This window comes from Nostoc edaphicum CCNP1411, assembly GCF_014023275.1.
Taxonomy (GTDB): domain Bacteria; phylum Cyanobacteriota; class Cyanobacteriia; order Cyanobacteriales; family Nostocaceae; genus Nostoc; species Nostoc edaphicum_A.
The window spans coordinates 6790712-6805187 of the sequence record NZ_CP054698.1; the positions used below are offsets into that span (position 1 = coordinate 6790712).

Below are 14476 nucleotides of genomic sequence, written 5' to 3' on the forward strand. Positions count from 1 at the left end.
TCGTAATGACGCTCCTGTGTCGCTACCGCTTCGCTAACGTAATTTGTAAAACATTTTTGAAGTAAGTTGATTAACTGGACATAATGTCGTGATTCGTTCTTGCTTACTTCACGCCCATTGCACAGGATCTAATTGATAGTAACGTTGCAGTTGCTCATAAAGTGCCGGATGCTTGGATAACAATTGGTGCGGTTTCTCAAAGAATGTCTCAGTCGCTACGGCGAAAAATTCTGCGGGATTTGTTGCGCCATAGCTATCCATTACCGTCTTTACACCTTGTAAAACATCATTACAAAGTTGCTGATATGCTTCTGTCATCACCTTCGCCCAAATAGTATAGTCTGAGTTGTGTTGCAGTATAGGAACTCCTTCAGCTTTACCATTTTCTTGATCTAATTGATGGGCGAATTCATGAAGCACAACATTACGTCCATCTCTCCAGTTATTAGTGTCTTGTTTCACCTGTTCCCAAGACACTACTAATTGGTCATTTGTCCACGATTCACCCAGTCTTGCTACACGCCTTTCCTCAACAACATATTTTCCGACAGAATTCGTTTCCTGAACAAAATAAGCATTAGGATATACCAGAATTGAACGAAGTTTGGGAAAGTACTGCCCACTTTCATTTAATAGGAGTAAACAGGCGATCGCAGCAATGGTCAGTTTCATTTCCTCCGTCACCTGTAATCCTCTACAGCCAATAAATTGCTTTTCTGCTAAGAAAACTTGAATATGCCCCTGAAGTCGTCTGATTTCATTGGGAGAAAGATAGAGAAAGATGGGAAGATTATTCTCAACAATGGCATTCCAAAGTGGAGGAAAAGGACGATTTTTCAGACGGTTTCTTCGCTTCTTGACTAGGATAGGATTGACTAAAATCCCAGTGATGATCAGCCCAATAATGAGAAAGACAACTATTGTTTTAATCATTTTTTGAGCAGTTTACATAATAAAAACTATATTTACTGGTAATATCACTGTTATTGGATCAGAATTATACAAGATTGAACTTTAGTGGCAAGGGTTTTTTGCAGCCCTTGTTCAACTTTGACAATCAGTTTGTCAAAAGCCTCTTGATTTGCTGTCAATTGTTCTTGAAAAACTTTCTCTAACTCCGGCTTGATTTGCTCACACATATCCTCAATTTTTTTGTCATTCAAAAAACTCGAACGAATCCAACTAGGGACATCCACATTTGTCTTGATTACTTCTTGAACACTCTTACGATTTAGCTCCATTCCTGCGGCCATAACCGAAGCCCCATATACTAGTGCAATAGGCCAGGTTAAATGCCCAGTTAGTATGAGAGTAATGATGCTAGCCACAGCGCCACCACCAATTACTACATTGACAATAAACGCTACTGTCTCAGCCAGGATAGCATCTCCAATTCGTAGCTCTGGGTTAACAAAATTTGGATCAATACTATCCTCAAATCTTAAGCTGCTTCTAGGTATCTGAAATTTTCGACATATTGGATCGGTTTGTGCAGCTAAATCTGGTTGGATTTTATTACTAAACCAATAAGCACATTGATAATTAATTATCTGCATAGCAATATCGCTTTTGAGCCACTGTTCTGCTCGACTGAACAAAGATGTTTCCAAATCTGCTAAAGTCCGTATTTTGTTTTTTTGCCAATCTTTTAAACCTGGTTTAACTGCGTTGATAATCAAGCCATCTGTCAAAGGTTTAGTTAGTGATTCGATTAACTCCGGGATATGCTTTTCAATCAAGCCTTTAAGCTTATTTGAGGTAAATAGTTTGTTGACTTCTTGTTTAAAAGCAGCAGCACGTAGATCCCATCGTCCTACTCGTGCTAAACCCAGTGCAATGCAGCGTTCCGGTTCTGGATCAGGGCGAAGCAGTGTTTCTGGTTCAGGAAACATTTCCTGACAAAGAACGTGCGTGAACTTCATGCGAGATGCACCGCCAGTCATCAGTAAAAGTTTCGGCACAATTCCAAGTTTTTCTAGCTTTTCTTTCGCCTCAGTTAAAGAGTCGCGAAATGATTTAATCCAACTATGATTTTCCAGTTCCGGTAAGGGTTGATTTAAAATTTCCTCCATGATCAATTTATTGACTTGGGGAATAAAATAAATCTGTTCGTTGATCGACTCGAAGCCACGCGCAAAGGATTCAGGATCGCTGTATAGCTGTTCATTAGAAAAGTAATCTTCTTTAGCTTTGCGGCAAGCCAGTTCACAACGAGCTTGGTGATGGGGATATTCCTTAAATACTTTTTCCAGTAATGCTTTTTGTTCGTGGTTGGCGAGAGTCCGGGCAAAAATAGCTTTGTCAATTAGAGATGCACCTAAAGTATTACTCCCGAAATCGATGGGAATCTCTTCTAAACTCTTAACCAGAGTAAAATCTGTGGTTGAAGAACCAATATCGACAATTAGCACCGATCCAACAAGTTTGTCATACTCCAACTTCCCAGCTTCCTTGGCTTGCATGAAAGCAGCCCGTGATTCGGGTACAACATTTAGTTGGGGAATGCCAGCTTCTTGAAGTAGCTTTTGGTATTCGGTGCGATCGCTAACTGTCCATCCTGAAGGGCAACCAATGTAAAAATAGCTACCTTCACCACCTTCAAGTTGTTTACTTTCTTTCAAAAGGCGGTAGTAGGTTGCCACAAAAGTGCTAATTGTTTCCCGATATTTGGGATCGTTGTTGGGTTTTTGCTTGAATGAAATTGTCAGCTGAGTAACGCCAGCTTGAATTAATGCCTGTTCGCCGACAAGATAACCGAGTTTGGGATGCCAACCCAGGGCTGTAATTTGGTTTTTCTTGTTATTAATCTCCAGCATTTGCGGAGGTTCGATGCTTTCCACGATGGCTTTCGCTACAGCCGTTTCACCGTGTCCCAAATCAAAACCGATTGTTTCTAAAATTTCCATACCCTTATTGTCTATTATTCTCTAGAAGAAGAATACGCTGGCTCAATTACCCTACCGCGTCTAATTAAGCGATCGCCTTTCAACAAAGCCGGCGTTAGAGTCACGTGTTCTTTGGTATCGGGGTCGATACTTGGCTCAAAGTCAAAATACTCGCGATCGCTATTTGCTCGGTAAATTTGAGCGTTAATTCCCTGAGACATTAAAATCTGTGGCAGAAGTTTCGCCAGTTCATGAGCCATTTGGGGTTTATCAAGTTTGGATGCGCCCACTAGTCTTTGGAGAAAATTCAATAGCTCTGGCAATTCTTCTATTGCTAAGTCGCCTTCATGTTTATTTGATTCTTCTACTCTAGCTACTGCTAGGTCGATAGTGTTGAGAGCATCGCCAAGATGATCTAGAAATACTTTGCTATCAACCCTAAGAATCGGTTGAGGTAATTCCAATAGTCCTTCAGATATAGAATTATTTTGCTGATTCTTTAATTCAAGTTGAAGTACAATTTCTAATCCTATAAGTAGAGAAGTTAATAAGATAGCCATCCACGCACCTGGGGTAGTTTTAGTTAAGGAAAACAACGAACCTAAGATGCCTATATAAATTAGTCCCTTTAGCAGTTTCAGAATTAATCTGCTGCTAAACAACTTTGTACTTGGGTTAGTAATTTGTCTTTGTTCTGTTGGAGCAACTTGAAGGTAGTTAGCCGCAGCCAGAGTGGCGATAGATTGCCGCAGCGTATCCAGGAAAAAGGAAGCTAGACGAACTTGAGCCAAATTAAGCTTTTCAATGTAAATTCTTTCGAGATTATCGAGTCGGTTTTGAACCAGTTTAACTATTTGCTCAATGCCGATTGTATTATCAATATCTGTCTGGAGTTGGTTGCGTTCTTCGCTAAAAAGTGAAGTAATTGTTTTCATTGCGTTGACTAAGACTTTAACGTTATTAATTAGGAGTGAAATGAACAATCGTTTTTTCATTTCACCCTGTAATCACATAATTACGAAATAATTCATAATTCCTAATTATGAATTAAGTTGATTGCAAATTACTACCCATCAGAAGGAGTAAGAGAATGTTTATCTGCGTCATTGCAGACTACGGTACAGGAGATCCGGCATTTACAGAAGTCACACAACGTCTGCTGATGACTTTTCCCCATGCCCAAATTTATTTGCTTTCGGTTCCAGCATTCAGTACCTTAGCAACGGGATTCTGGATTGCCCAACTAGGACTTAATCCAGGCCCTAGCGATCGCCTAATTTATCACAACTGTGCGCCTCGTCAGGACGATCCTGAAGCCCGTCGAGACAATGAAGGTGAAGGACTAACTTATGCCCTTTTATCCAATGGTGTAAAAGTAGTGGGTGTGAATGCAGGCTACACCCTCTCCTTTATCAAAGACCATACAAAGGAGTTGCGAGTGGTCAACGTTTCTCGTGGTGGTTCGCAGTTTCGCTCACGGGATGTGTTTCCTCCGGCTGCGGCGGCCATTATGAATGAAGATTTTAGCCTTTTGGGAGATAGCTTGAAGAGTGAGCAAATCCCAGATGTTCCACCAGATCGAATTGCCTGGATTGATGGCTACGGCAACATCAAAACAACTATTGGGGCCCATACACTTAACTTGGAGCCTCAAAGCAAGATCGTGATCCGCATTGGAGATGTGGTCAGCGATGCAGTATATTCTGATGGCAGCTTCAAGGTATCTGAAGGAACTTTAGCCTTTGCTCCTGGTAGTTCCGGTTGGTCAAGAGGCGACTCAGGGGAACCATTGCGCTTTTTAGAGTTGTTTCTGCGAGGAGGGAGTGCTTGGGAGCGCTTTGGCCGTCCCCGTGTGAATCAGCAAGTAACTCGAATTGCCTAAAATCGATCGCCCCCAGAAATTCTAAAAGAAAACTCTTGAAGAAGAATTCAGAAGTCAAAATGGGCTAAACGCCCCGCTACCGCTAACAGGAGTCAGAATCAATCAGTCGCGGGTCGTACAGAATTCATTCTGAATTCTGACTCCTGACTCCTGAATTCTGTTCGATAAACTACCAAATCAAATCCACTCCCCCACGCCTTACAGATAAACACTATCTATGTTTATCTGTAGGTATGGGTATTAGTGGTACTAACAATGACAATTGGGGTTTGGATATTAGGCGACCAACTTTGGGTAAAACAAGCAGCTTTAGAAAGTTGTTTTCATCAGGAAAATGTGCCTGTAATTTTGATCGAGTCATTGCATCATATTCAAGTAAGACCTTACCATCGGCAAAAGTTAGTCTTACTTTGGTCGGCAATGAGGCATTTTGCCCAAGAGTTGCGACAACTAAAATATTCAGTCACATACAAAATAGCTGAAGATTTTAAAACACCACTCCAAGAATGGATTAGGGAAAATAAAATTACTCAGTTGCGGGTGATGACACCGAATGATCTACCATTCACCCAAATGATTCAAAGTTTAGAACTCTTTTGTACAATCACTTTGATTCCTAACAATCATTTTTTGTGGAGTACAGAAGAATTCAATAATTGGGCGTCAGGTCGTAAGCGCTTGTTAATGGAAGACTTTTATCGGGAAGGAAGGCGACGTTTCCAAATTTTAATGGAGAAAGATAAACCAGTTGGTGGACAGTGGAATTTAGATAAAGAAAATCGTCAACCACCCAAAGGTAAATTAAATACACCACCTGCACAATGGTTTGAACCAGACGAAATTACTCTCGATGTCATTGATCAAGTTAATTCTCTTACTTGCCCAACTTATGGGGAAATAAAACCTTTTCGCTGGGGGATAAATCGCCAACACGCACTTCAAGTATTAGATTGGTTTATTCAAAACCGTCTACCGAATTTTGGCCCCTATCAAGATGCAATGGTAACGGGAGAAGAAACAATGTGGCACGCGCTACTTTCTCCTTATTTGAATATCGGTTTACTCCAACCGATGGAAGTAATTCAAGCTGTAGAACAAGCATATTTCCAACAGCAATTGCCTTTAAATAGTGTGGAAGGTTTCATTCGTCAGCTGTTGGGTTGGCGAGAATATATGCACGGCATCTATCACTATATAGATGCAGATTACTCAGATAAAAATTGGTTTAACCACACACAACCGCTCCCGGAATTTTTCTGGACAAGTAGAACCGAAATGAATTGTCTACACCAGATTCTTACGCAAGTGGAACGTACTGGCTACGCTCATCATATTCAACGGCTAATGGTGTTGAGTAATTTTGCTTTGATTGCCGGACTTTCACCACAATCTGTAGAAAACTGGTTCCACGCAGTGTTTATTGATGCTTATGACTGGGTAATGCAGACAAATGTCATTGGTATGGGTTTATTTGCTGATGGAGGTGTGTTGGCATCTAAACCCTATGCTGCTTCTGCTAACTATATAAATAAAATGAGTGACTATTGCAAAAGTTGTGTTTATAACCATAAGGAACGTGTAGGTAAAAATGCTTGTCCGTTCAACTTCTTCTATTGGGATTTTCTTGACAGACACCGCCAACAACTACAGTCTCAAGGAAGGATGAGTTTTATTTTAAAGAATTTGGATAAAATGTCTGCTGAAGAATTACAGTCTATCCGCCAACAAGCCCAAGATTGGCACGCCCAGTCGTAGTGTATCGTAAGGTATTCAGAGCTAGTCACTTATCAGTACGGTAGAGGTACTTAAATGACAAAAACAACCGAGAACACATTTGGTTCAGGGATGACTAATGAAGATTGGTTTAACTTAGGAAAATCTGATGCTTGGGCTGGAAAAGCTAAATTGGCACCAGAAGAAGATTCTCAAGCTGCTAGTATGTACGACCTGGGTTACTGCGAGGGAAAAATTAAACGGCCGCCAACTGAAATTAGTCAGTCTGCTACAGCCCTTTGATATCTTGTTAACCCAGATCCTTGAAAATGAAGAAGATTTGGCAGACTATCCTGAGAAAATTTTGCGTGGTATAGCTTATAAATTTGGTAATAATAGCTACGAGTATCAGATGGCTGGAGGTACTCGTAAAAGCGCTCGCAAGCGTATTGTGCGTCAAAGTAAGTGTGGTTTCTGCTCTCGGTCAACCTGCTTCTACTGGTTTGCAAATTAAATAGGATATCGCACACTTCTTTCCGGGATGAAGCGATCGCCTTTATCGAGCTTGGGGTTTAGATTGAGGCGATCGCTTAATATAAAAATATCCGCAACGCCCAGCCAATAGGTGAAAAGCTATGTCAGAAACTATCCTAGCTGCACCAGATATTCAACTCCCACCCACCCAAGCAGAATTACCCTATGATGACGGTATCCCAATGGAAAGCGCACGCCATAAAGCCCAGATGGACTTGCTCATAGATGCTCTGATACCTTGGTTGTCAGAACGAGAGGATGGGTTTATTGGCGGTAATATGTTTGTTTACTACAGTCTGGCGCAGGTGCGAAACAAAGACTTTAAAGGGCCAGACTTTTTTGCTGTGTTGGGAGTCCCTAAAGGAGAACGGCGCAGTTGGGTAGTTTGGGAAGAGGGAAAAGCACCAGATGTAGTTATTGAGTTACTTTCTGACAGCACAGCCCAAGCAGACAAAAACTTCAAAAAGCTAATTTATCAAAATCAAATGCGTGTACCAGAATATTTTTGGTATGACCCTTTTAATCCTGATGATTTGGCTGGTTTCTCTAATGACAAAGGAGTTTATCAACCCATTGCCGCAAATGCTCAAAATCAGTTGGTGAGTCAATCTTTAGGGTTAGCATTGCAGCTTTGGCAGGGAAATTATAAAGGTATTGATGCTACTTGGTTACGCTGGGCAATGTCGTTAGGAGAATTACTGCCAACTCCTGAAGAAAAGGAACGCCAAAGGGCAGACCAAGAACGCCAAAGGGCAGACAAGGCAGAATCACAGTTATTACAAACTGCACGCAACTTACTTGAGTCTGGGATGACAATCGAACAGGTAGCTAGGTTAACAGGTTTGAATAAATCGGAAATAGAAACGTAGAACTTAGAGCAGAATTCAGAATTCAGGAGTCAGAATTCAGGAGTTAGAATTCAGAATATTTAGAATACAGTTGAGGCAAAAAAGCGATCGCCCCAGTCGCTAAAGGTTGCATAGCTATCTTTTACTCAGTCTTCTTTAGAAGACTTTAGCTATTAGCCTCAGAATTCATTCTGAGGCGATTGTGGCAAAGAGTGCAATATCTGAAGATAGTTTAAAAGCTGGTACAAAAGTATATAAAATTCGTAGGCTAGCACATCTGTGCTAGCCTACAAATCTGGACACTCACCACTCAGTAGTGCTTGGGTGATTTCATTCCACCAGTGTTACTGAAGCCCCTTCATTTGATGGAGGTATACCGGGTAATTCAAGACAGTATCCAGCACCATACACTGTCTTGATATAGCGGGGATGGCGGGGATCGGGTTCTAGCTTGGTTCTCAAGTGGCGAATATGCACTCGAATCGTTTCTATGTCGTCATCAGGATCGTAGCCCCAAACTTCTCTGAGGATTTCACTAGGAGAAACGGTTTGACCGTGGCGTTGCAGCAAGCAGTGAAGTAACTCAAATTCCAAGTGAGTCAATTTCACTGTGTCATTGAACCATATCGCCTCAAATCTTTCGGGAACGAGGGTGAGTGAGCCATAGTTGAGAATCTCACTATGCTTGGCTGCTTGGGGAATGCGGTCAGTACGTCGCAAAAGTGCCCGCACCCGCGCCAGCATTTCTTCAACTTCAAAAGGCTTGGTGAGGTAGTCATCTGCGCCAGCATTGAAGCCTTCCACCTTGTCCTGAGTTTGGCTCAAAGCCGTCAACATTAACACCGGAATCTCAGAGGTGCGATCGTCGCGGCGCAGGCGTTGGCAAACGGTGAACCCATCTACCCTGGGCAACATTAAATCGAGCATGATCAAGTCTGGTTGTAGCTGGAGAGCCAGCGCTTGACCTTTGATGCCGTCTTCAGCTTGACTAACATCGTAGCCAGCCATTTCCAAGTTGACGGCAACTAGTTCTGAAATCGCTGGGTCATCGTCTATGACAAGAATCCTCGGCATTCTTAAAAAATTATTACTACTTATTAAGGATAATTAACAACCTTTGATAGATACAAAGATTTTTGAATCAATGATGAAAAAGTTTTTAAATCTTACATAAATATTAAGATTAAATGACTGTGAAATCAAGACTCAATTACACGAAATCTTATAGTCTATGATGTGTTATACTCCCCCCTACAATCCGTCTTGGTTTTTACAAAACGGTGTGATGATGACTGTATACACCGCTTTATGGGGAAAACGTAACTGGCAAAGTACTACTAAAGACCCAGAACCGTCTTATCACGAGAAAATCTTTATTGGTGGTCAAGGTGTGCCAATTTTTGGCTTGGTTGCCATTCCGGAAAATGCTCATAGCACGATTATCGGTACTTATGGCATTACTGGAGAGTTAAAAACAGAATGGTTTTTGAGAGTGCTTGGGCGTAAAGCCTATGCTCAAGGATATGCTGTGGTGTTATTTGATTGGCGGGCCCACGGGAAAACTGCCGAATTATCGCCGACTCTGACTTCTGATGGTTTGTATGAGGGGGAAGATTTTGTTCGCATCGCCGCTGCTGCGAAGGCAATGGGATGTCCGGGGAAATTTTGGTTTACAGGGTTTTCTTTAGGGGGGCAATTGGCGCTATGGGCGCTGAAGGTGGCTGGTGAGGTGATTAGGGACTATGGAGATTTAGGGCTAGAAGATAGCGATATTGGCGGTGGTATGGTGATTTGTCCGAGTTTGGATTCACAGCGATCGCTATCTTATCTGGTTACAAAGCCCTTTGGCAGATATTTGGAAGCAGGGATTGCCCAAAATTTAAAAAAACTGGCATGGCGGATACATGATGCCCATCCTGGAAGTATTGACCCTGCGGCGATTGAACGGGCGAACAGCATTTGGGGTTTTGATAATGAACTGGTAATTAAGCAACTTGGTTTTCCTTCTGTGGAAGCATATTACCAAGCTAGTAGTGCTTTACAGATATTGCCGCAAATCTCGAAACCGACTTTGATTTTATATGCTGCTGATGACCCACTTTTTGACCCAGCTATCATACCGGAATTAGAAGAAGCTTGCGATCGCAATCCTGCAATAGATTTGTTACTCACTCAATACGGCGGCCATGTTGGCTATTTGAGTAGTAAAGAGTGCCAGCGTCAAGTAAACGATTCTGATCTTTGGTGGGCATGGAATCGGGTTTTACAATGGTTAGAGCAACAACGAACAGAGTAGGCGAGATGATATTCTAGTTGCTAGGATATTCTACGGATGGAGTCGTGTTGCCTGGAAGCCCAGAATAGAGAGGATGGCATTGACCCAGAAGCTACCACAATATCATTGGTAAACCAGCAATAACAGAAGCAATACCTGTCCAGAGAGTAAAACGCGCAATATCTAACTCATCCAAAGCAACGCTCATTTGCCTAATTGCTAATAGCAGCGCTGCTAGTAGCAGTATAAAGAAGGCAAAGTACTCCAAATTAATAATCATTCATTCTCACTATGTTCTACAAAAAAGTAGCTGTAATAGGTTTTTAACAAGCTTTGGCAAGGGTTTTTTGTTCCAGATTTAACATTTTCTGAGAAAAACTATTTATTATTGAAAAGATATCTAATTCAGAACACTTGCAGACATTGGTCGTAGTCCCTTTGAGCAATACTGTAATAGCTAATGTTGTAGCCAAAATAAAATTTGCGATTCTCTATCAAGAGTTTTAAAGTATTCTCTCTCAGGGGATTTAACGTGGAGTTGAGGAGCGTACATCTAGAGTAATAAATTACGGCTTATGTGAGTTGGAGCCTGAAACATGGCAGATTCTAGGAAAAACACACGCAGTTGTATATAGTAATGCTAAAGCGTCAAACCAAATCCACCCATAATATCGTCGTAATTAAACAAATTATTAAAGTACAACTCCCTTGACTTTTTGACTCAATGACCGCTTCTAATGATATTTGGCTACCTGCACCGACGGATTTAACTTTGCTACCGGATGAGATTCATGTCTGGCGCATAGAACTTGACCAATCAGAAGTACAGTTGCAAAATTTAGCAGCAACTCTTTCCAGTGACGAAACGGCTCGTGCTGAACGGTTCTATTTTCAGGAACATCGACAGCGTTTTATTGCTGGTCGTGGTATTCTCCGAACTATATTAGGTAGCTACTTGGGTATTCAGCCCTTACAAGTGCAGTTTAGTTATCAACAGCGTGGCAAACCAGTATTAGCAGATAAATTTGCCGATAGTGGACTGGCGTTTAACTTGTCTCATTCCCAAGGGTTGGGTTTGTGTGCGGTGAATTGTACTCGCCCTATTGGTGTAGACCTAGAATATATTCGCCCGATGTCTGATTTGGAAGCTCTTGCCAAACGGTTCTTTTTACCGAGAGAATATGAGATGTTGCGATCGCAATCTCCCAACCAACAGCAAGAGGTATTTTTCCGTTACTGGACTTGTAAGGAAGCTTATTTAAAAGCAACTGGAGACGGACTATCCCAGTTAGAGCAAATTGAAGTATCGCTAACTCCCACAGAACCAGCAAAATTACAGATATCTGAAGACTGGAGCCTTTTTGAACTAGTACCGGCTAACAATTATGTTGCTGCTGTTGCGGTAGAGAATTTTGGCTGGGATTTGAAGTGTTGGCAATACTGATGTTGACTAAGCTCATGACAAATGACAAATGACAAATGACAAATGACAACCAGCTTACTTATCTTCCTGCATATTTCTGACAATTTTTGTCACGAGATTTCTAGGTACAAATCTGACGCTTTTTGCCAGTAGTTTATTCATAAAACCAGGAATGACAATGGTTTTGCCCTTCATTAAGCCGTGAAAACCAACTTCAGCTACTGTTCGTGCATCCATCATCCTTTTACCCTTGAGCAACTTAGAGTCAGCCATTCCGGTTCTTTCATGAAAGGCAGATGCGGTTGAGCCTGGGCAAAGAACTGTCACAGTGACACCTGTACCTTCTAATTCATTAGCGATCGCTTCCGAAAAAGATAAGATATAAGCTTTAGTAGCAAAGTAAACCGCCATCAAAGGCCCTGGTTGAAACGCAGCAGCCGAGGAGACGTTTAATATCTTACCTTCACCTTGCTTAACCATGTGTTTCAGGAATAGCTTAGTTAAATGGGTGAGGCACACCAAATTTACCTGTAGCATTTCCAATTCAGCAGCTAGGTCTGTTTCGTGAAATAATCCATAGATACCAAATCCGGCATTATTTACCAGCACATCAACATTAATATCGGCTTTTTGTAACTCCGTGAAAATTTCTTCAGGAGCAGTTGATATAGATAAATCCTTAACAATAGTTTTGACGAAAATTCCAAATTTTTCTTGGAATTTAGCTGCAATTTCTACTAGCTTTGACCCGTTTCTGTCTACTAAGACCAGATTGTAATCATAAGCAGCAAAAATACATGCTAATTCGTAGCCAATTCCGCCGGCTGCCCCAGTAATAAGAGCAGTTTGTTTGCTCTGTCTTTGATGTGTTGTGTTCATGTAAGAATGTTGGTGAATTCAACTTGATGAAGCTGCGTTGCATTTACAGTGGTTCTTGTTCTACAATTAAGTACGCGTAATATCTCAACCTACAAGAAATATCTTGAGTTATTACCCTTTCAAATGCTTATGTGATGCATTGGATAGATGTAGCAGTCCAAACGCAAATTTAGGACTTATGCATCGAAGAAGTTAGACCTTAAAGGAGTTTGGTTATTTCAGACTGCTAGCATTTGGCTTTTGATCACTCACAAAAGCTAGCGGGTAAAATCAACCTTTTATGCCCAACATTAACCATTCTATCCTCAATTGCTTCTGTCAAGGGGTGAATACTAAAAATTTACATGATTGAGCATAAAAAAACAGGGCAATTATATTGCCGCTGTTAGTGTATGAGTTGTTGCTGGCATCTGAAATATTGGCTGTTCAGTAGTACTGAGTTTTAAAAAACATGGACTAAATAAAATTATTTTGTAGGATGTGTTAGCCTTACACAACACATCCTATACAAGTTGTGAATTCCTAAGCGAGATTCAAGAAACCACTTTGAATCAAGTAGGCGGTATAAGTCATAAACAATTGAGAATCAATGGGAGGACAAGCAATAGAACTACCTGCCAATGCGTGAAGAGTATCTTGGCAGCTAATATGAGGTCTTCTAGCTTGTAAGTACAAATCAGGAATAGTTAGTTGTTCATCAGACCAACGTTCTAGCAAAAATGGTCGCAGAGTGTATAAAGGATTGTCAGCAGAAGTGACATTATTGATTAACTCTGATTGCCATTTTTCGTAAGGAATCATCTCAACTGAATAACCAAAAGAGCGTATCCACTCAACTAGCATTTTCAAAGCGGCGGGTTGGGGATGTTGTAAATTGAAAGCTTTCCCGATGGATTCTTTTTGCCGTGATAGATAAACGATCGCTTTACTTACATAATCCACAGGTGACATATCCAACATATAATCTACATCAGGGAAATATCCCATTTGTAGACAGCCCTTGGTCATCAAGTTGATAAAGTCATGTGTGTTACAAATGCCTGTTTTGCTATCACCTGAAATCAGTGGTGGTCTGTGGATAGTTACAGGAAGCCCACGGTCACGAGCAATTTTAACTAACTTTTCGGCTACCCATTTTGTTTGTGAGTAACCAAGATAAATACCTTCCCAATGATTGAAATCATCCTGTTCTTTGACAACCTTACCAGCATAAGCAGTGGATTCAAAAACAGCAACACTAGAAACGTAATGTACAGGCTTGACTTTAATTTGACAAGCCAATCTCAAAACTTCTTGAGTGCCTAAAACATTGGCTGCTTTCAGTGCAGAGTATGGGAAAACATAATTCAATAAAGCAGCACTATGATAGATGGTATCAATATTTGCAGCTAGGACTTGAAACTGTTCCGAACCAATACCTAACAAAGGCTGAGATAAATCGCCGACAATCGGAATAATTCTGGAGCTAAATTCTTCCTGCCAAATTGCATACTGTTCCAGATTCTTTTGGAGTTTGCTTTTGCCTTCTTCGGCATTAGCAGCACGCACTAAGCAATAGATATCCGCATTGGTTTCTTGTAGCAATTCCCGGATGATAAAGGCTCCTAAAAAGCCTGTTCCCCCAGTTAAAAAGATGTTCTTGGGTTCACCTATAGCTGCATTAGATGCTGCACCGGGATGGATGGTGGGGTCAAGAACAGCCTCAGCACCTAAATCTAGAACAGTGGGTGCAGTGTTGGCATTAGAGGCTACTACCTTTGTATCTTGAACTGGTGAACCATCTTGCACTTCTTCAGCTAAACGCTGTGAAAGAGCTTCAATATTTGGGTAATGCCACAGCAGCAATGGAGAGGGTTGAAATCCGAGCAACTTTTCTAAGTTACTTACTAGAATCATTGCTTGGGCTGAATCCAAACCATAGTTTTCTAAATGTTCTTTGACATCTATTTCATCAGTTGCTACGTCTAGCAATTTAGCTAAGTTAGATACCAAAAATATTTGAATATCGTCTGCTGTGAAAGACTGTTTTATAGTCAT

General features: G+C 41.2%; 14 protein-coding genes. 7 read left to right on the forward strand and 7 right to left on the reverse strand.

The window, feature by feature from the left end; genetic code table 11:
* Positions 1 to 108 precede the first annotated feature (108 nt).
* Genes HUN01_RS31495 through HUN01_RS31505 form a run of 3 tightly spaced genes read right to left on the reverse strand, consistent with a single transcriptional unit; the run spans position 109 to position 3820 of the window.
* Entirely contained in the window at positions 109 to 933 is an 825-nt protein-coding gene (locus HUN01_RS31495) for a M90 family metallopeptidase (protein WP_181929456.1), read from the reverse strand.
* Between the two features lie 50 nt (positions 934 to 983).
* Positions 984 to 2906: an Hsp70 family protein gene (locus HUN01_RS31500; RefSeq protein ID WP_181929457.1), complete on the reverse strand. Its 1923-nt coding sequence runs from the start codon at positions 2904 to 2906 to the stop codon at positions 984 to 986.
* A gap of 14 nt (positions 2907 to 2920) precedes the next feature.
* Positions 2921 to 3820, reverse strand: coding sequence for a hypothetical protein (locus HUN01_RS31505; RefSeq protein WP_181929458.1), 900 nt, complete (start codon positions 3818 to 3820; stop codon positions 2921 to 2923).
* A gap of 155 nt (positions 3821 to 3975) precedes the next feature.
* Between HUN01_RS31505 and HUN01_RS31510 the strand changes: the two genes are divergently transcribed.
* From HUN01_RS31510 to HUN01_RS31530, 5 genes are all read left to right on the forward strand, one after another.
* Entirely contained in the window at positions 3976 to 4767 is a 792-nt protein-coding gene (locus HUN01_RS31510) for an SAM hydrolase/SAM-dependent halogenase family protein (RefSeq protein WP_181929459.1), read from the forward strand.
* 255 nt (positions 4768 to 5022) lie between these two features.
* Positions 5023 to 6522, forward strand: a complete 1500-nt coding sequence (locus HUN01_RS31515; RefSeq protein ID WP_181929460.1) for a cryptochrome/photolyase family protein — start codon at positions 5023 to 5025, stop codon at positions 6520 to 6522.
* 54 nt (positions 6523 to 6576) lie between these two features.
* Positions 6577 to 6783 (forward strand): hypothetical protein, encoded by a 207-nt coding sequence (locus HUN01_RS31520; protein WP_069074228.1) that lies wholly within the window; start codon positions 6577 to 6579, stop codon positions 6781 to 6783.
* 4 nt (positions 6784 to 6787) lie between these two features.
* Positions 6788 to 6994: a hypothetical protein gene (locus tag HUN01_RS31525; protein ID WP_238845779.1), complete on the forward strand. Its 207-nt coding sequence runs from the start codon at positions 6788 to 6790 to the stop codon at positions 6992 to 6994.
* Positions 6995 to 7115: 121 nt separating this feature from the next.
* Entirely contained in the window at positions 7116 to 7883 is a 768-nt protein-coding gene (locus HUN01_RS31530) for a Uma2 family endonuclease (protein ID WP_181929461.1), read from the forward strand.
* Between the two features lie 309 nt (positions 7884 to 8192).
* Here HUN01_RS31530 and HUN01_RS31535 read toward each other — a convergent pair whose 3' ends face one another.
* Positions 8193 to 8936 carry a response regulator transcription factor gene (locus tag HUN01_RS31535; protein WP_181929462.1) on the reverse strand — a complete coding sequence of 248 codons (744 nt, stop codon included), beginning with the start codon at positions 8934 to 8936 and terminating at the stop codon, positions 8193 to 8195.
* Between the two features lie 157 nt (positions 8937 to 9093).
* Between HUN01_RS31535 and HUN01_RS31540 the strand changes: the two genes are divergently transcribed.
* Positions 9094 to 10158, forward strand: a complete 1065-nt coding sequence (locus HUN01_RS31540) for a YheT family hydrolase (RefSeq protein ID WP_181929463.1) — start codon at positions 9094 to 9096, stop codon at positions 10156 to 10158.
* 91 nt (positions 10159 to 10249) lie between these two features.
* On the opposite strand, the gene HUN01_RS31545 is transcribed toward HUN01_RS31540, so the two are convergent.
* Positions 10250 to 10417, reverse strand: coding sequence for a hypothetical protein (locus HUN01_RS31545; RefSeq protein WP_181929464.1), 168 nt, complete (start codon positions 10415 to 10417; stop codon positions 10250 to 10252).
* Between the two features lie 444 nt (positions 10418 to 10861).
* Between HUN01_RS31545 and hetI the strand changes: the two genes are divergently transcribed.
* Positions 10862 to 11581 carry a 4'-phosphopantetheinyl transferase HetI gene (gene hetI / locus HUN01_RS31550; protein WP_181929465.1) on the forward strand — a complete coding sequence of 240 codons (720 nt, stop codon included), beginning with the start codon at positions 10862 to 10864 and terminating at the stop codon, positions 11579 to 11581.
* A 54-nt stretch (positions 11582 to 11635) separates the two neighbouring features.
* Here hetI and HUN01_RS31555 read toward each other — a convergent pair whose 3' ends face one another.
* Together HUN01_RS31555 and HUN01_RS31560 are read right to left on the reverse strand one after the other, a co-directional pair.
* A complete protein-coding gene (locus HUN01_RS31555) occupies positions 11636 to 12439 on the reverse strand; it encodes an SDR family NAD(P)-dependent oxidoreductase (protein WP_181929466.1) in 804 nt (267 codons plus the stop codon).
* A 522-nt stretch (positions 12440 to 12961) separates the two neighbouring features.
* Complete coding sequence (locus tag HUN01_RS31560; protein WP_181929467.1) at positions 12962 to 14476, reverse strand: thioester reductase domain-containing protein; 1515 nt, start codon at positions 14474 to 14476, stop codon at positions 12962 to 12964.